General features: G+C 70.2%; 20 protein-coding genes. 9 read left to right on the top strand and 11 right to left on the bottom strand.

The annotated features are described in order from the left end of the window. The first annotated feature begins 51 nt into the window (after positions 1–51). Positions 52–519 (top strand): GatB/YqeY domain-containing protein, encoded by a 468-nt coding sequence (locus tag AWZ10_RS11930; protein ID WP_046704209.1) that lies wholly within the window; start codon positions 52–54, stop codon positions 517–519. 156 nt (positions 520–675) lie between these two features. On the opposite strand, the gene AWZ10_RS11925 is transcribed toward AWZ10_RS11930, so the two are convergent. Continuing rightward, a complete protein-coding gene (locus AWZ10_RS11925; RefSeq protein ID WP_173531488.1) occupies positions 676–2,991 on the bottom strand; it encodes a transglycosylase domain-containing protein in 2,316 nt (771 codons plus the stop codon). A gap of 758 nt (positions 2,992–3,749) precedes the next feature. On the opposite strand from AWZ10_RS11925, the gene wblA reads away from it, so the two are divergent. Continuing rightward, the gene (gene wblA / locus AWZ10_RS11920; RefSeq protein ID WP_046704211.1) at positions 3,750–4,088 is read left to right on the top strand and encodes a transcriptional regulator WblA; all 339 of its coding nucleotides are present in this window, start codon (positions 3,750–3,752) and stop codon (positions 4,086–4,088) included. Between the two features lie 249 nt (positions 4,089–4,337). Here the strand turns inward: wblA and bagB are convergent, their stop codons facing one another. Beyond that, positions 4,338–5,738 carry an ATPase BagB gene (gene bagB, locus AWZ10_RS11915; RefSeq protein WP_060891044.1) on the bottom strand — a complete coding sequence of 467 codons (1,401 nt, stop codon included), beginning with the start codon at positions 5,736–5,738 and terminating at the stop codon, positions 4,338–4,340. Beyond that, positions 5,735–6,712: an ATPase BagA gene (gene bagA, locus AWZ10_RS11910; protein ID WP_060891043.1), complete on the bottom strand. Its 978-nt coding sequence runs from the start codon at positions 6,710–6,712 to the stop codon at positions 5,735–5,737. Before bagA ends, bagB begins: the two co-directional genes overlap by 4 nt. Before the next feature lie 228 nt (positions 6,713–6,940). Between bagA and sp36 the strand changes: the two genes are divergently transcribed. From sp36 to AWZ10_RS11895, 4 genes are all read left to right on the top strand, one after another. Further along, a complete protein-coding gene (gene sp36, locus AWZ10_RS50100) occupies positions 6,941–7,099 on the top strand; it encodes a Sp36 family protein (protein ID WP_005476015.1) in 159 nt (52 codons plus the stop codon). Then, complete coding sequence (locus AWZ10_RS11905; RefSeq protein ID WP_046704214.1) at positions 7,096–7,563, top strand: RidA family protein; 468 nt, start codon at positions 7,096–7,098, stop codon at positions 7,561–7,563. Before sp36 ends, AWZ10_RS11905 begins: the two co-directional genes overlap by 4 nt. A 61-nt stretch (positions 7,564–7,624) precedes the next feature. Beyond that, positions 7,625–8,494, top strand: coding sequence for an NUDIX hydrolase (locus AWZ10_RS11900; RefSeq protein WP_060891042.1), 870 nt, complete (start codon positions 7,625–7,627; stop codon positions 8,492–8,494). 148 nt (positions 8,495–8,642) lie between these two features. Beyond that, a complete protein-coding gene (locus AWZ10_RS11895; protein WP_046704216.1) occupies positions 8,643–9,473 on the top strand; it encodes an MBL fold metallo-hydrolase in 831 nt (276 codons plus the stop codon). 161 nt (positions 9,474–9,634) lie between these two features. Here AWZ10_RS11895 and AWZ10_RS11890 read toward each other — a convergent pair whose 3' ends face one another. Both AWZ10_RS11890 and AWZ10_RS11885 read right to left on the bottom strand, forming a co-directional pair. Next, a complete protein-coding gene (locus AWZ10_RS11890; RefSeq protein WP_060891041.1) occupies positions 9,635–10,459 on the bottom strand; it encodes a nucleotidyltransferase domain-containing protein in 825 nt (274 codons plus the stop codon). A 324-nt stretch (positions 10,460–10,783) separates the two neighbouring features. Beyond that, positions 10,784–11,458 carry a Crp/Fnr family transcriptional regulator gene (locus AWZ10_RS11885; RefSeq protein WP_005476003.1) on the bottom strand — a complete coding sequence of 225 codons (675 nt, stop codon included), beginning with the start codon at positions 11,456–11,458 and terminating at the stop codon, positions 10,784–10,786. 326 nt (positions 11,459–11,784) lie between these two features. Here AWZ10_RS11885 and nth point away from each other — a divergent pair, with 326 nt between their 5' ends. From nth to AWZ10_RS11870, 3 genes are all read left to right on the top strand, one after another. Next, complete coding sequence (nth, locus tag AWZ10_RS11880) at positions 11,785–12,684, top strand: endonuclease III (RefSeq protein ID WP_234361108.1); 900 nt, start codon at positions 11,785–11,787, stop codon at positions 12,682–12,684. A 133-nt stretch (positions 12,685–12,817) separates the two neighbouring features. Continuing rightward, positions 12,818–13,549 carry an NUDIX hydrolase gene (locus AWZ10_RS11875; protein ID WP_037702572.1) on the top strand — a complete coding sequence of 244 codons (732 nt, stop codon included), beginning with the start codon at positions 12,818–12,820 and terminating at the stop codon, positions 13,547–13,549. A 119-nt stretch (positions 13,550–13,668) separates the two neighbouring features. Further along, on the top strand, positions 13,669–14,868 hold the full coding sequence (locus tag AWZ10_RS11870) for a MarP family serine protease (protein ID WP_046704219.1): 1,200 nt from the start codon (positions 13,669–13,671) through the stop codon (positions 14,866–14,868). 51 nt (positions 14,869–14,919) lie between these two features. Here AWZ10_RS11870 and AWZ10_RS53625 read toward each other — a convergent pair whose 3' ends face one another. The 6 genes from AWZ10_RS53625 to AWZ10_RS11840 form a co-directional block, all read right to left on the bottom strand. Then, positions 14,920–15,099 carry a hypothetical protein gene (locus tag AWZ10_RS53625; RefSeq protein ID WP_037702570.1) on the bottom strand — a complete coding sequence of 60 codons (180 nt, stop codon included), beginning with the start codon at positions 15,097–15,099 and terminating at the stop codon, positions 14,920–14,922. A gap of 128 nt (positions 15,100–15,227) precedes the next feature. Further along, positions 15,228–16,190, bottom strand: a complete 963-nt coding sequence (locus AWZ10_RS11860; protein ID WP_046709639.1) for an alpha/beta fold hydrolase — start codon at positions 16,188–16,190, stop codon at positions 15,228–15,230. Further along, complete coding sequence (locus AWZ10_RS11855; RefSeq protein ID WP_037702568.1) at positions 16,187–16,666, bottom strand: phage holin family protein; 480 nt, start codon at positions 16,664–16,666, stop codon at positions 16,187–16,189. Before AWZ10_RS11855 ends, AWZ10_RS11860 begins: the two co-directional genes overlap by 4 nt. A 51-nt stretch (positions 16,667–16,717) precedes the next feature. Then, on the bottom strand, positions 16,718–18,121 hold the full coding sequence (gene nhaA / locus AWZ10_RS11850; protein ID WP_046709640.1) for a Na+/H+ antiporter NhaA: 1,404 nt from the start codon (positions 18,119–18,121) through the stop codon (positions 16,718–16,720). A 133-nt stretch (positions 18,122–18,254) separates the two neighbouring features. Next, positions 18,255–20,213, bottom strand: coding sequence for an acetate--CoA ligase (gene acs, locus AWZ10_RS11845; protein ID WP_046709643.1), 1,959 nt, complete (start codon positions 20,211–20,213; stop codon positions 18,255–18,257). Positions 20,214–20,374: 161 nt separating this feature from the next. Then, the coding region (locus tag AWZ10_RS11840; RefSeq protein ID WP_060891040.1) for a carbonic anhydrase at positions 20,375–22,081 on the bottom strand (1,707 nt) is incomplete at its 5' end.

The raw sequence follows: 22,081 nt of genomic DNA, 5'->3' as shown, positions 1-22,081 counted from the left end.
CCAGCGAAATCAAGGCGCGCTTCCTCCATCACACCTGCGACAATCGGCCCCATGACCAAGCTCAAGTCGAAGCTGCAGGAAGACCTCAACGCCGCCATCAAGGAGCGCGACGAGCTCCGCTCCTCGACGCTCCGGCTGACGCTCACCGCGATCACCAAGGAAGAGGTCGCGGGCAAGGAGAAGCGTGAGCTCTCCGACGACGAGGTGCTCAAGGTGATCACCAAGGAGGCGAAGAAGCGCCGCGAGGCCGCGGACGCATTCGCCCAGGGCGGTCGTACCGAGTCGGCCGAGCGGGAGACGGCGGAGGGCGAGTTCCTCGCCGAGTACCTGCCCAAGCAGCTGTCCGACGAGGAGCTGAAGCAGATCGTCGGCCAGGCCGTCGAGGAGGCTCGGGCCGCCGGTGCCGAGGGCCCGCGCGCGATGGGCCAGGTCATGAAGATCGTCAACCCGAAGGTGGCCGGGCTCGCCGAGGGCGGCCGGGTCGCCGCCATCGTCAAGCAGCAGCTCACGGGCGCCTGAGCAGCCCTCAGGCTCTCGCCCGCTCTCCAGCAGAACGGCGGTGGGGGCGCCCCTTCTCAAGGGGCGCCCCCACCGCCGTATTCATGCGGATCAGCGACTCATCGGATCAGGCGCTCATCGCATCAGAGGCTCTTCTGATCGACCGCCCGGTGGCTGTCAGCCGAACCCGCCACCATTGCCGTTCCCGTTGTTCCCGCCGTTGGTCTGGCCCTGGATCCAGTTCTCCGGGATGGAGAACTCCGGGGTCGGGAAGGTGGTTCCGCCGTCGGTTCCGCCGAAGAAGCCGTCGTCGTTGTCGCCGTCGTCACCGTTGCCGTTGTCGTCGTCGTTGTCGTTGTTGTTGTTCCCGTTGTCGTCGTCCCCGCGGTCGCGGTCGCGGTCCGGCCTCTCGTCGGGGATGAAGACGTGGTTGAAGTCGAGACTGGGCTTGCCCTCCAGCGCGCCGGACATCATGTCGCGCCAGATCGGGCCGGGGACCTTTCCACCGAAGACCTTGTCGTAGCCCACGCCGCCGATGGTGATGTTCACCATGCGGCGCTTGTGCGCGGGGTCGCCCACCCAGACGGCACCGGCCATGTTCGGGGTGTAGCCCACGAACCAGGCCGCGTAACGGTAGTCCGTCGTACCGGTCTTACCGGCGCTGGGACGGCTGGGGCCGAGGCCGGCCTCCGTACCCGTACCGTCCTCCACCACGCCCTCCAGAAGGGTGCTGATGGTGTCCGCGGTCTTCTCGGACATGGCGCGCGAGCACGTCGACTTCGGGACCTCCAGTGACTTCGACTTCTCGCCGACCCGCTGGGTGATGGACTCGATGGCGACCGGCGTGCAGTACATGCCGCGCGAGGCGAAGGTCGCGTACGCGTTCGCCATGGTCAGCGGGGACATCTCCTGCGTGCCGAGCGCTATCGACGGGGCCTGGTCCATCTTGCGACCGTCGGCCCGCTCGACGCCCATCTTCCCGGCCATCTCCGTCACCGGGCAGATGCCGATATCCGCGATCATCTGCACGAAGTAGGTGTTGACCGACAGCGCGGTCGCCTTCTCCATCGAGTACGGGCCGACCTCGGACGCGCTCTCGTTCTCGAGCTTCGCGGCGTCGCTGCCGGTGCTGTTGCGCCAGTTACCGCCACCACAGGTGGAGATCGGGCTCGGGTAGAGCATCTGGTACGGCGCGGGGTAGATCTTCCCCGGGGACATGCCGCCCTCGATGGCCGCCGCGGCGACGATCGGCTTGAACGTCGATCCGGGCTGGTAGCCCGCTCCGCCGCCCATGGACTCGTCGACCGAGAGGTTGATCGACGTCTCGTTCTTCTTGGTGTCGAGGCCGTACGGCCTCGACTGGCCCATGGCGAGGATATTGCCGGTGCCGGGCTCCACGATGGTGGCGGCGGTGGCCACCTCGTCCTTCTGCCTGACGTGCTCCTTGACGGAGGCCTGGACCGACTTCTGGGCCTTCGGGTCCATGGTCGTCCGGATCGTCAGACCACCCTGGTTCCAGATCTTGGCCCGGGCCTCCTTGGACTTGCCGAAGATCGGGTCGTTCAGGAACACCTCGCGCACGTAGTCGCAGAAGAAGCCCGCGCCCTTGACGGCCGTGATGCAGCCGTTCTTCGGCCTACTGATGTCGAGGCCGAGCGGCTTCTCCTTGGCCTTGTCGGCCTCCGCCCGCGAGATGTCGCCGAGGTCCGCCATGCGCTGCAGCACGGTGTTGCGCCGCTTGGTGGCTTCCTGCGGGTCGTTCACCGGGTCGTACCGGCTGGGCGACTGCACGATCCCGGCGAGGAGCGCGGCCTCCTCGACCTTCAGGTCCTTGGCGGACTTGGAGAAGTAGCGCTGGGAGGCGGCCTCGACGCCGTAGGCCTGCTGGCCGAAGAACGTGATGTTCAGGTAGTTCTCGAGGATCTTCTTCTTGCCGAGTTCCTCTTCGAGCTGGATCGCGTACTTCAGCTCGCGGATCTTCCGGCCGAGAGTCTGCTGGATGGCCTGGGCGACGAGCGTCGGATCGTCACCGGCCTCCTCCACCGCGACGTTCTTCACCAGCTGCTGCGTGAGCGTGGACGCGCCCTGGGCGACCCCGCCCTCCTGCGCGTTCCGGTTGACCGCGCGCAGCACGCCCTTCAGGTCGACCGCGCCGTGCTGGTAGAAGCGGGCGTCCTCGATGGCGATGATCGCTTGCTGCATGTACGGCGAGATCTCCTTGAGATCCACCACCGTACGGTCGCGGCTGTACACCGTGGCGATCGAGTCGCCCTTGCTGTCGAGGATCGTGGTGCGCTGGCTCAGTGGCGGCTGCTTGAGGTTGGCGGGGAGTTCGTCGAACCCCTCGACCGAACCCTTGGCCGCCAGCCCCAGGGCGCCGACCGCGGGCAGCGCGATGCCCGCCATGACGGCACCGGCGAGCACGCTGACACCTAGGAACTTGGCGGCCTGCTGTGTGGGGGACAGACCACCACCCGAGCGCTTGTTTGGCATGAGGGCAGCCTAATCCGTAGCGGCGGCCGTTCCGAAGGAGCAGGTGGGTCAGGAGGGGTACGGGTGCCGGATCGTGACATCCGCTGCCCGTGACGGGGGCGGCCGTCGATGATCCGGGGCATGAGACCCGAGGTCAGGGCGTTGCTCGTCGAGGGCCCGCTGTCCGACGGGGACGGCAGCAGGGATAGGGAGACCGGCGACGGGTGCGGCAACTGAACGCCGTACCGGGGCGGGTATGGGTGAAGAAGGAGCCGGCGCCGGCCGGCCGCGGGCCCCATCGGCTCTACGGCAGGCCGCTGTCAGGCGGGCTGGTCCGGCACGCGGGCGGCACGGAGGTGTGAAGGAACCTGAACGGTTGTCTACGTTCTCATTCGCCGGACACGCGCACAGGCGTTGGCCTAAGCTGCTCCCGACTGTCACAGCCGTAGGCCCTTGTATCAAGTACGTCCAGCGAGCCCGAATCGTTCTGACGTTCTTCCGATTTTTTTCCGGTGCCGTGTCCGAATACGCCTCGTGTGTCATTCGGTGTCCGTTGTGACACATGTCAACTATCCCGTTCTGTCGGGATAGTCATGTATGTCCTCAGGTCACTCCCGCGGGTGATCTGCCGCTTACGCATAGTCCGTTCGGGCCATTCAAGATTGGGCCCGAAGGGGGTGTTGCGCTGTGCCCACCTTCCGTAACGTCCTCAACTGGCGGCGGTGAATATGCCGCTGCCGCCGTGGGGGAGCCTCGATTCGGGAGAGGACGGCGCCGGTATGGGCTGGGTAACCGACTGGAGTGCGCAGGCTGGCTGCCGCACTACCGATCCGGATGAACTGTTCGTTCAAGGAGCAGCGCAGAACAGGGCCAAGGCGGTGTGCACCGGATGCCCGGTGCGTACGGAGTGCCTGGCGGACGCGTTGGACAACCGCGTCGAGTTCGGCGTGTGGGGAGGAATGACGGAGCGCGAGCGCCGCGCACTGCTGCGCAGGCGTCCGACCGTCACGTCTTGGCGCAGGCTGCTGGAGACCGCGCGCACGGAGTACGAGCGTGGCGCGGGCATTCTGCCGCTCGACGATGACGAGATGTACGAGAACTACGCGGCGGTGAGCTGAGGGCGAGGCCCCTTCCGGGCCACGTCGGTCGAGGGCGCCCTTGAGGTGTCGGCGCGTCGGGCAGGTGTGCCGGCTCTCGGGTGCCCCGAGGCGTGGATCCGCAGTCGGGGCCTGGTTCGATCCTCGGCCGGTCGTGCGGTCCCGGGCCTGTTCGTGGGGCCCTCGGGCAGCCGTCGGAAGATCAGCCGTCCGACAGCGGTGAACATCAGCTGTCCGACAGCAGTGAAGACCAGTCGTCCGACAGCGGTATCAGTCGTCGGAGGTGGGAAGTTCCGGCCTTATGGCCGCGAGCCGGTCGCCGATGTTCCGCAGACCCACCAGGTCGTGGACATCACCGGGCAGCGCGGCCACTTCGGCGACGGCCACCTCGGGATGCAGCGCGGTGAAGCGGTCACGCGTGCGCTGCTCGCGGGAGAGCAGACGCATCCGCTCGGCGTGCAACCTGAGCAGGCCCGCCGTGAGCTGTTCCACGGTCAGGTCCGGGGAGACGGCCTGATCGGCAACGGCTTGGTTCTGCTGGTCCTCCGGGGCGGGGGAGCCGTCCGGGGTGCCGGTCGTTGCGCGAGATTCTGGACTGCCTGGACGGTCGGGACTGCCTGAACTGCCGTACGTGTCGGGAGAGTTACGAACTGCTTTCCCGTCCATCTGATCCACAATGCGGGGCTCGTCAAGATTTTCCGCGGCGGCGAGCGCGCGCTCGGCGGACAGCTGGGCCGCGCCGCTGCCATGGACGCGATTGAGCACCAGCCCGGCCAGCGGCATGTCCTCGGCCGCCAGCCGCTCCACGAAGTACGCCGCCTCGCGCAGCGCGTCCCGCTCGGGCGCGGCCACCACGAGGAAGGCCGTGCCGGGTGCCTGGAGCAGCTTGTACGTGGCGTCCGCGCGCGTACGGAAGCCGCCGAACATGGAGTCCATGGCGGCCACGAACGTCTGTACGTCCTTGAGCAGTTGACCGCCGAGGAGCTTGCCCAGGGCGCCCGTCATCATCGACATGCCGACGTTCAGGAACTTCATGCCGGCCCGCCCGCCGACCTTCGCCGGCGCCAGCAGGACGCGGATCAGCTTGCCGTCGAGGAACGAGCCGAGCCGCTTCGGGGCGTCCAGGAAGTCCAGCGCCGAGCGGGAGGGCGGCGTGTCGACGACGATCAGGTCCCACTCGTCCCGGGCCCGCAACTGGCCCAGCTTCTCCATCGCCATGTACTCCTGCGTGCCCGCGAAGCCCGCCGAGAGCGATTGGTAGAAGGGGTTGCTCAGGATGGCGGAGGCCCGGTCGGGGTCCGCGTGCGCTTCGACGATCTCGTCGAAGGTGCGCTTCATGTCGAGCATCATGGCGTGCAGTTCGCCGTCCCCGTCGATGCCCTTCACCCGCCGCGGGGTGTTGTCCAACGAGTCGATGCCCATGGACTGGGCGAGCCGCCGGGCCGGGTCGATGGTGAGCACGACCACCTTGCGGCCGCGCTCGGCGGCCCGCACCCCGAGCGCCGCCGCCGTGGTCGTCTTGCCCACCCCGCCGGCGCCGCAGCACACCACGATGCGCGTCCGCGGGTCGTCCAGCAGGGGGTCGATCGCGAGGGGGCGGGTCGAGCCGATCACGCGGTGTCCGTCGTGGGAGTGGGCCGCATCGTGCGTGGCGGCCGGGTCCGGAGTCATGAGATTCCTTGCTGACGCAGTTCCGTGGCCAGTTCGTACAGGCCCGCCAAATCCATTCCCTCGGCGAGCAACGGCAGTTCGTGCAGGGGAAGGCCCAGCTTGCCCAGTACTCCCCGCTGTTCGTGCTCCAGGGTGTACCGCTCGGCGTACTCCTCAGCCTGCGTGAGCAGTGGCTCCACCAGGCGCTCGGCGGTGCCGCCGCGCCGTGCGCCGCCCAGGCCCGCCGTGGACAGGGACTTGGCGACGGCCGTGCGCGGCACCCCGCGCGCGAACTCCAGCTCGTCGGCGTCCAGCAGCTCGGGCCGCACCATGTTGACGATGATCCGCCCCACCGGAAGCTTCGCGGCCCGCAGCTCGGCGATGCCGTCCGCCGTCTCCTGGACGGGCATCTCCTCCAGCAGCGTCACCAGATGCACAGCCGTCTCGGGGGACTTCAGGACCCGCATGACGGCCTGGGCCTGATTGTGTATCGGGCCGATCTTGGCGAGGCCCGCCACCTCGTCGTTGACGTTCAGGAAGCGGGTGATGCGCCCGGTGGGCGGCGCGTCCATCACCACGTAGTCGTACGTGAACCGCCCGCTCTTCTCCTTGCGGCGGACCGCCTCGCAGGCCTTGCCGGTCAGCAGCACGTCCCTCAGGCCGGGCGCGACGGTGGTCGCGAAGTCGATGGCGCCGAGCTTCTTCAGGGCCCGGCCCGCCCCGCCCAGTTTGTAGAACATCTGGAGGTAGTCCAACAGGGCCAGTTCGGGGTCGATGGCCAGCGCGTACACCTCCCCGCCCCCGGATGCCACCGCGATCTTCCGCTCCTCGTACGGCAGTGCCTCTGCCTCGAAGAGCTGCGCGATGCCCTGTCTGCCCTCGACCTCGACCAGGAGGGTGCGCTTCCCCTCGGTCGCGAGGGCGAGCGCGAGTGCGGCGGCGACCGTGGTCTTTCCGGTCCCGCCCTTGCCGCTGACGACCTGGAGCCTGCTCACGTATTCGAGCCTAACCAGTCCGCGCGCGGACTACGCGGGAGGCTGTGGACAACTTGTGCTCTCCCCGCCTGTCGGCCCGGGCCCGTCCAGGCCTTCCTGCCCGCCGGGACGGCGACGGAACCCGCGGCGGACGGCGGCGGAACCCGCGGCGGGCCGAGACGGAACCCGCGGCGGACCAAGACGGAACCCGCGGCGGACAGCGGCCGGGCAGCGGATAAAGTCGGCCACATGACCAAGTGGGAATACTCAACCGTGCCGCTGCTCGTCCACGCCACGAAGCAGATTCTGGACACCTGGGGCGAGGACGGCTGGGAGCTCGTCCAGGTCGTACCCGGGCCGAACAACCCCGAGCAGCTGGTGGCCTACCTGAAGCGGCCCAAGCCGTGAGCGCCGTCGAGGCCAGACTCGCGGAACTCGGGCTGAGGCTGCCCGAGGTCGTGCCACCGCTCGCCGCGTACCAGCCGGCCGTGCAGTCCGGTGTGTACGTGTACACCGCCGGGCAGCTCCCCATGGTGGAGGGCAAGCTGCCCGTCACCGGCAAGGTCGGCGCGGAGGTCACCCCCGAGGAGGCCAAGGAACTCGCCCGCACCTGCGCGCTGAACGCCCTGGCCGCGGTGAAGTCCGTGGCGGGCGACCTGGACCGTGTCGCGCGCGTGGTGAAGGTCGTCGGCTTCGTGGCCTCGGCCTCCGACTTCACGGGCCAGCCCGCCGTGCTGAACGGCGCGAGCGAACTCCTGGGCGCAGTCTTCGGCGACAAGGGCGTCCACGCGCGCAGCGCGGTCGGCGTTGCGGTACTGCCGCTGGACGCGCCGGTCGAGGTGGAGCTCCAGGTGGAGCTCACCAGCGCGTAGCGGTCGCCAAGATCGCGGAGGCTCACTCGAACATCCGCCCCTGACGAGTTAGCCTCCGCCCATGGCAAACGGGCAGTGGTACCCAGCCGAGTGGCCGGACCGTATCCGCGCGCTCGCGGCCGGCACGCTGACACCGGTGACCCCCAGGCGGGCCGCCACCGTCATGCTGCTCAAGGACACGTCCGGCACCCCGGTCGTGCACATGCTGCGCAGACGCGCCTCCATGGCCTTCGCCGGGGGCGCGTACGCGTATCCGGGCGGCGGTGTGGATCCGCTCGACGACGACCACCAGATCCGCTGGGCGGGCCCCACGCGCGCGTGGTGGGCGTCCCGGCTCGGTGTCGACGAGACCGGCGCCCAGGCGATCATCTGCGCGGCCGTACGGGAGACGTACGAGGAGGCGGGCGTGCTGCTCGCCGGGCCCGGCTCCGACACCGTGGTCGGCGACACCACGGGCGACGACTGGGAGGCGGATCGCGCGGCGGTGGCCGCCCGGGAGCTGTCCTTCGCGGAGTTCCTGGAGCGCAGAGGGCTGGTCCTGCGGTCCGACCTGCTGGGCGCCTGGGCCCGCTGGATCACCCCCGAGTTCGAGTCCCGCCGCTACGACACCTGGTTCTTCGTGGCGGCCCTCCCGCAGGGCCAGCGCACCCGCAACGCCTCCACGGAGGCCGACCGCACGGTGTGGATCCGCCCCCGTGACGCGGCGGACGGCTACGACAAGGGCGAACTGTTGATGATGCCGCCCACCATCGCGACGCTGCGCCGGCTCGCGCGGTACGACACGGCCGCCGCCGCGCTCGCCGCCGCACCCGCCCGCGACCTGACCCCCGTACTCGCACAGGCCCGCCTGGAGGGCGACGAGGTGGTTCTCTCCTGGCCCGGCCACGCCGAGTTCACCAAGCGCATATCGGCCGCCGGAGACTCCCCGTGACGGATACGTCGGCCCTCCCGGGACGGCCGGGCGGCGAGGCCCCGTTCCTCCGGGCGCCCCGCACCCCGCCGCGCGGGCGTCGAAACGCCGCGCCGGCCACCGTCCCACACCGTGACACTCCGCCCACCCCGCTGGAAGGCGCCCCCGCATGACCGACGCAGCAGCCCTTCCCGGCCAGCCCAGGGGCGGCGTCCTGTCCGGGCCCGCCACCGCGCGCGCGGTCAACGTGCTCGCGCCGAACGCGTCCGTGATGACGCTGGACGGGACCAACACCTGGATCGTGTCCGAACCGGACTCCGAGCTGGCGGTCGTGGTCGACCCGGGGCCCCTGGACGACGTCCACCTGCGCAACGTCGTCGACACGGCGGAGTCGGCGGGCAAGAGGGTCGCGCTGACCCTGCTCACGCACGGGCACCCGGACCACGCGGAGGGCGCCGCCCGCTTCGCCGAGCTGACCAGGACGAACGTCAGGGCCCTCGACCCGGCGCTGCGGCTCGGCGACGAAGGGCTCTGCGCGGGCGACGTCGTCTCGGTCGGCGGCCTCGAACTCCGCGTCGTCCCCACCCCCGGCCACACCGCCGACTCGCTCTGCTTCCATCTCCCGGCCGACCGGGCCGTCCTGACGGGCGACACCGTCCTGGGGCGCGGTACGACGGTCGTGGCCCACCCCGACGGCCGTCTCGGCGACTATCTCGACTCCCTCCGCCGCCTCAGGTCCCTCACGGTCGACGACGGCGTCCACACCGTCCTCCCCGGCCACGGCCCCGTCCTGGAGGACGCCCAGGGCGCCGTCGAGTTCTACCTCGCCCATCGCGCCCACCGACTCGCCCAGGTCGAGACGGCCTTCGAGAACGGCCACCGCACCCCCGGCGAGGTCGTGGCCCGTGTCTACGCGGACGTCGACCGCTCCCTGTGGCCGGCCGCGGAACTCTCGGTACGGGCGCAACTGGAGTACCTGACCGACCACGGCCTGATCTGACCCCCGAGCCTGAGCGGCCGCCTCCGGGGCCACGCGCGACCGAGGGGTCTCCCTGGGCCTCTGAGGCCTCCCGGGCCTCAGCGGCCCCGCCCAGGCGCTTCCAGGGCCCTCCCGGGGCGCGCTCGGAGCCCCACGACCCGAGGATCAGCCCCTCAGGCCCTTCACTGATCTCCGGGGCGGGGCGCTTTGACGCCGTGCACGCGCGCGTACTCATCCGCCAGCCAGGGCCCGAGGTCGTCCAGATACGCCCGCAGAACGTCGGCCCGGGCACCCGGTTCGTACCCGGCAACCGCCGCCGCGCGCATCTGCGCGGCGCGCTCCGGGTAGTACTCGCCGAACGCCTCCGCCATCTCGTGCAGATCGCTGGTCCAGCCGTTCCAGCGGGGCATGACGAGGGTGAAGCCGGTGCGGACGAGCCGCCGGGAGCAACCGCGGACGAGCACCCGCCGGGCGTCGTCGGTCGTGGCCCGCGCGACCCGCTCACGCCAGCGCGGCAGCTGCAGCGCGAGGTCGCCGTTGGTCTCGCGGGCGAGGAGGGAGCCGGGCCGATAGCGCGGCAGGTCCTGCGCCAGGTCCTCGCCCAGCAGGGGAGTGCACAGACAGGCCACGAACCAGCCCAGGTCGTACCGCTCCAGGTCGCTGAGCACCTGCGCCCGGCTGACCAGCAGCGTTCCGGCCCCGTCGATCTGCGGAAACGCGGTGTCCCAAGCCTCGTCCAGCGCCCGAGCCGCCGTCCGGTCCGCCTCTGTGGGCTCCTCGCGCAACGCCAGCAACAGATCGAGGTCACTGCGCCCCGGACGTGCCGTGCCCCGGGGAATCGACCCGTAGAGGTACGCACTGTGCAGCCGCCCCCCGAACACGTCCAGAACCCGGCCCCGAGCCGCCGCCACCACAGGCCGAAACACCTCGGGCACCCGCCCGAGCGCCCCCTCCCGCTCGATGTATCCGCGACTGTCCAGCCCTCGTGCACGCCCCATTCCGACCATGGGGTCACTGTGCCGGGAGGGACGCGAGGGGGTAGGCCATTCAAGCCCCGCAAGAGGCGCGAGAAACTGCGCGAGCAACCATGACGAACCCGCACCCGCCAACAAATCCGAACCCCCAAGCCACAAGGCGTTTCATAGGGCGCCCAAGGGGGTCGAAGGGGCACAGCCCCTGGGGATGGGAACGGGTAGCGGCGGCGGGGGCGAAACCCCTGGAGAAACCAATGGGGCCCGCCCCGCTGAACGAGACGAACCCCATCGACGCTTACGACGTCGGCCGCATGACCCGGGTCACGACGTCGGCCGGACGACCCGGACCAGAAACGGTCAGCGCGACCGCTTGGCCAGCCGCTCCACGTCCAGCAGAATCACCGCGCGAGCCTCCAACCGCAGCCACCCCCGCTGCGCGAAGTCCGCCAGCGCCTTGTTCACGGTCTCCCGAGACGCACCCACGAGCTGTGCCAGCTCTTCCTGCGTGAGGTCGTGCACCACATGGATGCCCTCCTCCGACTGCACACCGAACCGTCGGGAGAGGTCCAGCAGTGCGCGAGCGACCCGCCCGGGCACGTCCGAGAACACGAGGTCGGACATCTGGTCGTTGGTCTTGCGCAGACGCCGTGCGACAGCTCGCAGCAGCGCCGCGGCCACCTCGGGCCGCGCGTTGAGCCACGGCTGGAGGTCGCCGTGGCCGAGGCCGAGCAGCTTGACCTCGGTCAGCGCCGTGGCGGTCGCCGTCCGCGGACCCGGGTCGAACAGCGACAGCTCGCCGATCAGCTCACCGGGGCCGAGCACGGCCAGCATGTTCTCGCGGCCGTCTGGCGACGCGCGGTGAAGCTTGACCTTGCCTTCGGTGACCACATAGAGGCGGTCACCCGGGTCGCCCTCGTGAAAGAGAGCGTCACCGCGCGCGAGGGTCACCTCACTCATGGAGGCGCGGAGCTCCGCGGCCTGCTCGTCATCGAGCGCCGCGAAGAGCGGGGCGCGCCGCAGAACGTCGTCCACGAGTTCTCTCCTTGTCGACCTGCTCAGGGGATCTTGCTCCCCGTACTACCAGGGGACCGTGTTCCCCATCTTGCCGGACGGACCAAACAGTGTGATCTGTCACAAGGATGCCGCACACATGTCCCGGGGTAAGCGTCAGGGGTCCAATTGGGGGCCGATCTTCAGGGCCCGGGGCGGATGTCGGTGCCGGGCTTTAGGCTGGCCGGGTGTCCAAAACGCCGGTGAGAGCACAGGCCAAGGGGGCTGGGCGGGTGGTTGTACGTCGCGATTCCGCTGTGGGCGAACAGGGCCCCACGGGAGCGAACAAAACGGCAAAGGCGACGAAGGTGTCCGATCCATCAGCGGCGGAGAACTCTGCCCGGAAGACCACGGCCCCGGCGAAGAAGGCCGCCCCGGCGAGAAGGGCCGCCCCCGCCCGAAAGGCGGTGGCGAAGAAGGCGGTCTCGAAGCCCGAGTCGCAGACCGCTTTGGTCCGTCGCGCCCGTCGCATCAACCGCGAACTCGCCGAGGTGTATCCGTACGCGCACCCGGAACTGGACTTCGAGAACTCCTTCCAGCTGATCGTCGCGACCGTCCTGTCCGCGCAGACGACCGACCTGCGGGTCAACCAGACGACACCGGCGCTCTTCGCCAAGTACCCCACCCCGGAGGAGCTGGCCGCGGCCAACCCGGAGGAGGTCGAGGAGATCCTGCGGCCCTGCGGGTTCTTCCGGGCCAAGACGAAGTCGGTCATAGGGCTGTCGAAGGCCCTCGTGGAGAACCACGGGGGTGAGGTCCCCGGCCGCCTCGAAGACCTCGTCAAACTGCCCGGCGTCGGCCGCAAGACCGCCTTCGTCGTGCTGGGCAACGCCTTCGGTCGCCCCGGCATCACCGTCGACACGCACTTCCAGCGGCTCGTACGACGCTGGCGATGGACCGAGGCGACCGACCCGGACAAGATCGAGGCGGCCATCGGCGCGCTCTTCCCGAAGAGCGAGTGGACGATGCTGTCGCACCACGTGATCTTCCACGGCCGCCGTATCTGTCACGCCCGGAAGCCGGCCTGCGGCGCCTGCCCCATCGCCCCGCTCTGTCCGGCGTTCGGCGAGGGCGAAACGGACCCGGAGAAGGCCCAAAAGCTCCTGAAGTACGAGAAGGGCGGCTTCCCCGGCCAGCGCCTCAAGCCGCCGCAGTCCTACCTGGACGCGGGCGGCATCCCGGCCCCGCCCCTGGGAGCCGCCGGATGACGGGCCCCACGGAGTGGCCCGCCGCGCACTCCCACCGTCGCGGTACCCGCCACCCACAAGAGGGACGCGAGCCCCGAGTGGAACGATCAGCGGTCCCCCGGGCGTTGGGACCGGAAGAACGACGGGGGTGGCTATGACACACGCGAGCCGGACGGACGGCGGCACGGACACCGCCGACGGGCGTCGCCCGACGGCCGGGCGGCCGGTCCTGGACAAGGCGGGCCTGCCCACCTGGCTGGGCCCGGTGGTGCACGCCGTCGAGACGGTCGAGCCGCTGCAACTGAGCCGCTTCCTGCCGCCGGAGAACGGCTCGGGACGACAGTCGGCGGTCCTGATCCTGTTCGGCGAGGGTGCGAGCGGGCCCGAGCTGTTGCTCATGGAGCGCGCCGGCTCGCTCAGATCGCACGCGGGCCAGCCGTCGTTCCCGGGCGGCGCCCTCGACCCCGAGGACGGCGACCCGCAGACCGACGGTCCGCTGCGCGCCGCCCTGCGCGAGGCCGAGGAGGAGACCGGCCTCGACCCCGCCGGAGTCCAGCTCTTCGGCGTGCTGCCCAAGCTGTACATCCCGGTCAGCGGCTTCGTCGTGACGCCCGTCCTGGGCTGGTGGCGACAGCCCACCCCGGTCCGGGTCGTCGATACGAACGAGACGGCCCGCGTCTTCACCGTCCCCGTGGCGGATCTCACGGATCCGGCCAACAGAGCCACCGCCGTTCACCCTCGCGGTTACGCGGGCCCGGCATTTCTGGTCGAATCGGCCCTCGTATGGGGGTTCACGGCCGGAGTGATCGACCGACTGCTGCACTACGCGGGCTGGGAGCGGCCCTGGGACCGTGAGAAGCAGGTCCCGCTCGACTGGCGCTCATGACAGGGTGTCTGCCGTGCTGCGTCTTTTGGGGCTTGTTGTGGCCCCCCGTCGTGGCGCGGCGGGCCGGCCCCCCGGCCGGCCTGTAGTGATCGCGAAGCGACGAGGCGAGGCTTGAAGCGGTGAACGTGCTGGACATCCTGTTGCTGGTCGCCGCTGTCTGGTTCGCGATCGTCGGCTACCGACAGGGCTTCGTCGTCGGCATCCTCTCGGTGATCGGCTTCCTCGGCGGCGGCCTCGTCGCGGTCTACGTCCTGCCCGTCATCTGGGACTGGATGACCGAGAACTCCGAGGTCAGCACGGCCGCCGCCGTCGTTGCGGTGGTCATCGTGATCGTCTGCGCCTCCGTGGGCCAAGCCCTGACCACCCACCTCGGCAACAAGCTGCGCCGCTACATCACCTGGTCCCCGGCCCGCGCCCTGGACGCCACCGGCGGCGCTCTCGTCAACGTCGTGGCGATGCTCCTGGTCGCCTGGCTGATCGGTTCCGCACTCGCCGGGACGACGCTGCCGACGCTCGGCAAGGAGGTTCGCAACTCCAAGGTGCTCCAGGGCGTGGCAGGCGCCCTGCCCAACCAGGCGGACACCTGGTTCGCGGACTTCTCCTCGGTCCTCACACAGAACGGCTTCCCACAGGTCTTCAGCCCGTTCTCGAACGAGCCGATCACCGAGGTCCAGCCCCCCGACCCGGCGCTCGCGAACAGCCCGGTCGCCCAGCGCGCCAAGCGATCCATCGTCAAAGTCATGGGCACCGCGCAGAGTTGCGGCAAGGTTCTCGAAGGCACCGGCTTCGTCTTCGGCGAGCGCCGGGTGATGACCAACGCGCACGTGGTCGGCGGAGTCGACGAACCCACCGTCCAGATCGGCGGCGAGGGCCGCAAGTACGACGCCAAGGTCGTCCTCTACGACTGGGAGCGCGACATCGCCGTACTGGACGTGCCGAGCCTGAGGGCGCCCGTGCTGGAGTTCACCACCAAGGACGCCGCGAGCAGCGACGACGCGATCGTGGCGGGCTTCCCGGAGAACGGCTCGTACGACATCCGCCCCGCGCGCGTGCGTGGTCGCATCACGGCCAACGGCGCCGACATCTACAAGCGCGGCACCGTCCACCGCGACGTCTACTCGCTCTACGCGACCGTCCGCCAGGGCAACTCCGGCGGCCCGCTGCTCACACCCGAAGGCAAGGTCTACGGCGTGGTCTTCGCGAAGTCCCTCGACGACCCGGAAACGGGCTACGCCCTCACCGCGGACGAGGTCGAGGAGGACATCGCCAAGGGCCGTACGGCCAACCAGCAGGTGGACAGCGACAGCTGCGCGCTCTGAGGCCGGGCAGGGCCGGTGTGGTGAGGTCCTGTGCGGGTCGCCCCGCCTGGGTCAGGGACGGGGATGGCGCAGCCGGGCCGAGACCCAGCGGGCCCGGCGGCGCAGGATGCGCGGAATGCCCAGCCGGGGATCCGTGCCCTGCAGTTGCGGGGCGCCCCTCTGGTGGGAGCTCAAGCCGGTGGCCGAGCGGCGGTTGCGTGCTGCGTCACTGTAGTCGTGCGTCCAGCCCATACCCCGACGTGTGCCCCCGCCCCAAGGTCCATAACCGCCCCCACGCCCCCCAATTGGCCTATGCGCCGGGCAAGTAACGGCTCTTGGAACAGGTGTTCAAGTCCGGATGGCGGGCGACCTGGCCGGACTCACCGGTCGGGCTCGGGATCCTTCAGCCAGTTGATGAGTTCGGCCGAGAAGGCCACCGGGTCCTCCTCGTGCGGGAAGTGTCCGAGACCGTCGAACAGCCGCCAACGGTACGGCGCTTCGACGTACTCCCCGGACCCGGCCGCGCTGCGGGTCCGCATCACCGGGTCGAGTGAACCGTGCAGGTGAAGGGTGGGTACACGCACCGGGCGCTTCATCCGGCGGTTGAACTGGATGCCGTCCGGGCGGGCCAGGGACCGCACCATCCACCGGTACGGTTCGATCGAGCAGTGCGCCGTCGACGGGATGCACATGGCCCGCCGGTACGCCTCCACGGCCTCGTCGTCGGGCAGCCGGGGTCCCGACCAGTCCCGGATGAGTCGGCCGACCAGCGCGCCGTCGTCGGCGGTGAGTTGCCGCTCGGGGATCCAGGGCCGCTGGAACCCCCAGATGTAGGAGCCCGCGGACGTCTGCTTGACGTCCGAGAGCATCGCCGAGCGCCAGCGCCGCGGGTGCGGCATCGAGGACACCGCGAGCCGCCGGACGAGCTTGGGGCGCATCACGGCCGCCGTCCACGCCAGATAGCCGCCCAGGTCGTGACCGACCAGGGCGGCATCGGGCTCGCCGAGGGACCGTACGACTCCGGTGATGTCGAGGGCGAGGTTCGCGGGGTCGTAACCCCGGGGCGTGCGGTCGCTGCCGCCGACCCCGCGCAGGTCCATCGCCACGGCCCGGAAGCCCGCGTCGGCGAGGGCGACCAGCTGGTGCCGCCAGGTCCACCAGAACTGTGGGAAGCCGTGCAGCAGCAGCACCAGCGGCCCGTCGCCCACCTCGGCGATATGGAAGCGCGCGCCATTGGCGGCCACGTCCCGGTGGATCAGCCCCTTGGCGCCGGGCACGTCGAGCCGTACGGGAGACGCGGGCTGATTCGAGGGGGCGGCCGGAGTGGTCGCGGGGTCGGTCATGACGTCGAGCGTGCCACAGCCTCGACGGCGTCGTCGGCCGGGGCGGGCCGTCGGGGGTGCGGCTTGGCGTTCTGCAGCACGCCCGCCGTCTCCTTCATGGAGGCGGCGACCTTCTGCGGGCCCTGCCCCTTCTTGGCCTTCTTCGAGAAGACGACGCCGATCAGCGTCAGCACGAGGGCGACCACCACGTTCGCCGCGAACGACAGCAGGAAGCAGATCGCCAGGTTCCAGTCGCTCCAGGTGCGGATGCCGTACGCGAGGGCGAAACTCAGCATCGGCAGGGAGAAGATCAGCACCGTGCCGGCCGCGGTGAACGCCCCGCCGCCGATCACGCCTCGCTTGACGTCCTGCCTCAGCTGGGCCTTGGCCAGCGCGATCTCGTCGTGCACCAGCGCGGACATCTCGGCCGTCGCCGAGGCGAACAACTGGCCGACACTGCGTTCGGCTCCGACCGGGCTGCCGTCGGGTGCGCTCATCGGGGTCTCCCTCATATGCGTTTGTACGGTGCTGTCTACGGTCCTGTCAGATCATGCCGGACCGTCGTCGCCGTCGCCTGCCCCGCCCGCCACTTCGGCAAGCCTGCGGTGTTCGGCGGCCTTGCGTTCGTAGATCGCGGCCATGCGCAAGTGGTACGCCGGGTCGTCCTGTTCGTAGACGTCGGGGATGCCGTCGAGGTCGTCGTCGCGTTCCTCGGCGGCCCACAGGGCCTGGTACTCGGCGTTCCTCATCTTCAGCAGAACGGTCGCCAGGACCGCCGCGATGAGCGAACCGGTGAGGACGGCCGCCTTGACGCTGTCGGTGAGCACCCGGTCGCCCTCGAAGGCCAGTTCGCCGATGAGCAGAGACACGGTGAAGCCGATGCCGGCGAGGGAGGAGACCGCGAAGACGTCCGGCCAGGACAGTTCCTCGGAGAGGGAGGCCCGGGTGAAGCGGGCGGTCAACCAGGTCCCGCCGAAGATCCCGACCGCCTTGCCGATGACCAGCCCGAGCACCACCCCGAGCGTCTCCGGCTGTGTGAACACCTTCCCGAGCGCACTGCCCGACACCGCGACACCCGCGCTGAACAGCGCGAACAGCGGCACCGCCAGACCGGCGGAGAAGGGGCGCACGAGGTGCTCGATGTGTTCCCCGGGGGAGCGCTCCTCGTCCTCGCGCCGTGTGCAACGCAGCATCAGCCCCATCGCGACACCGGCGATGGTGGCGTGCACGCCGCTGTTGTACATCAGCGCCCAGATGACGAGCGCGAGCGGAACATATACGTACCACCCGCGCACGCCTTTCCTCAGCAGCAGCCAGAACACGGCGAGACCGGCGAACGCGCCGCCGAGCGCGGCGAAGTCGAGGCCGTCGGTGAAGAACACCGCGATGATCAGGATCGCGCACAGGTCGTCGACGACTGCGAGGGTGAGCAGGAAGGCACGCAGCGCGTTCGGCAGGGAGGTGCCGATGACCGCGAGCACGGCCAGCGCGAAGGCGATGTCGGTAGCCGTGGGTACCGCCCACCCGGCCAGGGAGCCGCCGCCGGTGAGGTTGGTGAGCACGTACACGAGCGCCGGTACGGCCATGCCGCACAGCGCGGCGACCACGGGCAGCGCGGCCGTCCCGGGGTCCCGGAGGTCACCCGCGACCAGTTCGCGCTTGAGTTCGATGCCGGCGACGAAGAAGAAGACCGCGAGAAGCCCGTCGGCCGCCCAGTGCGCCACGGACAGGTCGAGGCCGAGCACTGCGGGGCCGAACCGGAAGTGGCTGACGCTCTCGTAGCTGTCGTGCAGCGCGGGGACGTTGACCCAGACCAGCGCGGTGACGGCGGCCAGGAGCAGCAGCACACCGCCGACGGTCTCCGTGCGCAGCGCGTCCGCCACGAAGGTCCGCTCGGGCAGGGAGAGCCGGCCGAGAACCTTGCGGGTGGGGGTGGTGCGGGACGCGGCCACGGCGGGGACCTCCGGTCGCTGGGCAGGACGAAGCTCTTGCCGACCAGACTTCCCGGCGCACCTTTGTTCACCTTAGCCAAAGGGCACCCGGCGTGCTTGCCGCCGGGTGCCCTTCGCGGCCGTACGTGCGTCGTCAGTCCTCGCTCGGTGCCGCCGGGAGCTTGGCCTGGATCAGGTCCATCACCGTGGAATCGGTCAGCGTCGTGACGTCACCGAGCTGCCGGTTCTCCGCGACGTCCCGCAGCAGGCGCCGCATGATCTTCCCGGAGCGGGTCTTCGGCAGCTCCTGCACCGGCAGGATCCGCTTCGGTTTGGCGATCGGGCCGAGGGTGGTGCCGACGTGGTTGCGGAGGTCGGCGACGAGGCCCTCGTCCTCGGCGTTCGCCGTGCCGCGCAGGATCACGAACGCCACGATCGCCTGACCGGTGGTCTCGTCGGCCGCGCCGACCACGGCCGCCTCGGCCACCGACGGGTGCGAGACGAGCGCGGACTCCACCTCGGTGGTGGAGATGTTGTGGCCCGACACGAGCATCACGTCGTCGACGCGCCCGAGGAGCCAGATGTCCCCGTCGTCGTCCCTCTTGGCCCCGTCGCCGGCGAAGTACTTGCCCTCGAACCGCGACCAGTACGTGTCGAGGAACCGCTGGTCGTCGCCCCAGATGGTGCGCAGCATCGACGGCCACGGTTCGGTGAGGACCAGGTAACCGCCACCGCCGTCGGGGACTTCCCGAGCCTCGTCGTCCACCACCGTGGCGGAGATGCCCGGCAGTGGCGTCTGCGCCGACCCCGGCTTGGTCGCCGTCACGCCCGGCAGCGGCGAGATCATCATCGCGCCGGTCTCGGTCTGCCACCAGGTGTCCACGATCGGCGTCGCGTCGGCACCGATGTGCTTGCGGTACCACATCCACGCCTCGGGGTTGATGGGCTCACCGACGGACCCGAGGACGCGGAGCGAGGACAGGTCGAACTTCGCGGGGATGTCGTCGCCCCACTTCATGAACGTACGGATGGCCGTCGGCGCGGTGTAGAGGATCGTCACCCCGTACTTCTGCACGATCTCCCAGAACCGCCCCTGGTGCGGGGTGTCCGGCGTGCCCTCGTACATGACCTGCGTCGCACCGTTCGCCAGCGGCCCGTACACGATGTACGAGTGGCCGGTCACCCAGCCGACGTCGGCCGTGCACCAGTACACGTCCGTCTCCGGCTTGAGGTCGAAGACGGCGTGGTGGGTGTACGACGTCTGGGTGAGGTAGCCGCCGGAGGTGTGCAGGATGCCCTTGGGCTTACCCGTCGTGCCGGACGTGTACAGGATGAACAGCGGGTGCTCGGCCCCGAACGCCTGCGGGGTGTGCTCGGCGCTCTGCCGGTCGACGATCTCGTGCCACCACACGTCGCGGGAGTCGTTCCAGGCGACGTCCTGGCCGGTGCGGCGGACGACGAGGACGTGCTCGACATTGCCGGCGCGGTCGGCCGCGTCGTCCACGGCGGGCTTGAGCGCGGACGGCTTGCCGCGCCGGTAGCCGCCGTCGGAGGTGATGACCACCTTGGCGTCGGCGTCCTGGATGCGGGTCGCGAGCGCGTCCGCGGAGAAACCGCCGAACACGACGGAGTGCGCGGCGCCGATCCGGGCGCAGGCGAGCATCGCCACCGCCGTCTCCGGGATCATCGGCATGTAGACCGCGACCCTGTCGCCCGCCTGTACCCCCAGCTCCAGCAGGGCGTTCGCCGCCTTGCTCACCTCGTCCTTGAGCTCGGCGTAGGTGACGGTCCGGCTGTCCCCGGGCTCGCCCTCGAAGTGGATGGCGACCCGGTCGCCGTTCCCGGCCTCGACGTGCCGGTCGACGCAGTTGTACGCGACGTTGAGCTCGCCGTCCTCGAACCACTTGGCGAACGGCGGGTTGGACCAGTTCAGCGTCTCGGTCGGCTCCTTGGCCCAGGTGAGCCGTCGGGCCTGAGCAGCCCAGAAGCCGAGCCTGTCAGCCCTGGCCTGCTCGTACGCCTCAGCCGTGACGTTGGCGTTCTCTGCCAGGTCAGCGGGCGGCGCGAAGCGTCGCTCCTCTTTCAAGAGGTTGGCCAGGCTTTCGTTGCTCACGACATCTCCCTTTCCCAGGGTGTCCGTTGTGTCCCAGGCCACAGCTCATCAGACCCGGACCCCCGATGACAAGGGCCTTCCTCGGATTGGTTTAGACCTGTGGGTGGGCGGCCCCACCGCCAGGGCGCCATCCGTTCCCACGGACCGCGAAGGAAAACGGTTCACGCGCGCGTGTCGTGCAGGACCGTCCCGGTCGGGTCGGCCGTCCCGGCCGTTCCGGCGACCTGGTCGAAGACTCCGCCGTTCGGGGCCTCCTCGGTGAGCAGATACGCCTGTGCCTCGCCCACGTGGAAATACATCCCGTGCAGTTCGAGTGCGCCCTCGCGCAGGGCGCGGGCGACGGAGTCGTGGGCTCTCAGGTGTTCCAGCTGCTGGATGACGTTGGTCAGGCAGAGCTGTTCGATGGCGTCGGCCGGCTCGCGGCCGGCCAGGCGGGCCCAGGGGCGGTTCTTGTCGGTCGCGCGGTCCAGGCTGGGCCGGCCGTGCCGCAGCCAGCGCTTGAGGGGGGTCTGGGCGCCGTGCGGGTCGGTCGTGAGCAGGGCCTGCATCGCACCGCAGCCGGAGTGCCCGCAGACCGTGATGGAGCGTACGTTCAGCACGTCCACCGCGTACTCGATCGCCGCCGCCACCGAGTCGTCGCCGCTCTCCTCGCCGGGCAGCGGCACGAGGTTGCCGACATTGCGGACGACGAAGAGGTCGCCGGGGCCGCTGGAGGTGATCATCGACGTGACGAGTCTTGAGTCGGCGCAGGTCAGGAAGAGCTGCGAGGGCTGCTGCCCCTCGCGTGCCAGCCGGGCCAGCTCACCGCGGACCAGGGGAGCGGTGTTGCGCTGGAACGCGCTGATGCCGCGCGCCAGCTGATGCCCGTTCGGCCCTTCGGCCGCCTCCTCCTGCGGGGTGCCTCGCGTCGGGGTGGCCGGGGCCTCGCACTGGTGGTTGCGCCACGGGGTCCAGGGCCGGCAGCGGCAGCCGGCGGCCGAGGTGCTGGCGGGTTCCGAGATACGGGTGCCGGCCCGCCCGGTGATCTCCACGGAGCCGCCGTGCGCCTGGTGTGCGTGCTGCCAGTCCTGCAGCGACTCGTATGCCGCGTGGTCCATGAACGACCCGTCCAGCTCCACGACGGCGGCGGCTGCCTGCGGGACCTGATGCAGGGCGCGGCTGAGGCGGGGCACGGCGAGGAACGTCAACTGTCCTCTTACATGGACGTGATGGACTCCTTCCCTCTCCTCGTGGGTGATACGGGTGCGGGTGAGGCGGTGCAGGGCGACGCCGACGGCCACGGCGATGCCGAGCGCGACGCCTTCCAGGACACCGAGGACGACGACGCCGAAGGTGGTGACGGCGTAGACCAGCACTTCCCGGTGCCGGGTGACCGTGCGGATGTGGTGCAGGGACACCATCTGGACCCCGACGGCCATCACCAGGGCGGCGAGTGAGGCGAGGGGGATCAGCTCCAGGCAGGGGACCAGGAGCAGCGCGGCCGCTACCACCCAAACGCCGTGCAGCATCGTGGAGTTCCTGCTGGTGGCGCCGGCTCGCACATTGGCCGTGCTGCGGACGGCGACGCCGGCGATGGGCAGGCCGCCGAGGATGCCGGAGACGACATTGGCCGCGCCTTGGCCGCTCAGCTCGCGGTCGAGGTCGGATCGCCGTACGTCGGTCCGCCCTGCGGCCAGCTTGTCCATGGCGACGGCGCCCAGCAGCGACTGCACGCTGCACACTAGAGTGGTGGTGAGGACGGCCGCGACAAGGCCGAGCGTCGGCCCGTCGGGCACTCCGGCCAGGGCGTGGCTCCGCCATGAGGGCAGGTCGACCTTGGGCAGGCTCAGGGCGGCGAGCGCGGCCGTCGCCGTGGCGCCCGCGACGGC

Origin of the sequence: Streptomyces europaeiscabiei, assembly GCF_001550375.1 — a bacterium.
In the GTDB taxonomy this organism is placed as follows: domain Bacteria; phylum Actinomycetota; class Actinomycetes; order Streptomycetales; family Streptomycetaceae; genus Streptomyces; species Streptomyces europaeiscabiei.
The sequence above is the reverse complement of the archived record's forward strand: the minus strand, read 5'-3'. Positions and strand labels throughout refer to the sequence as shown.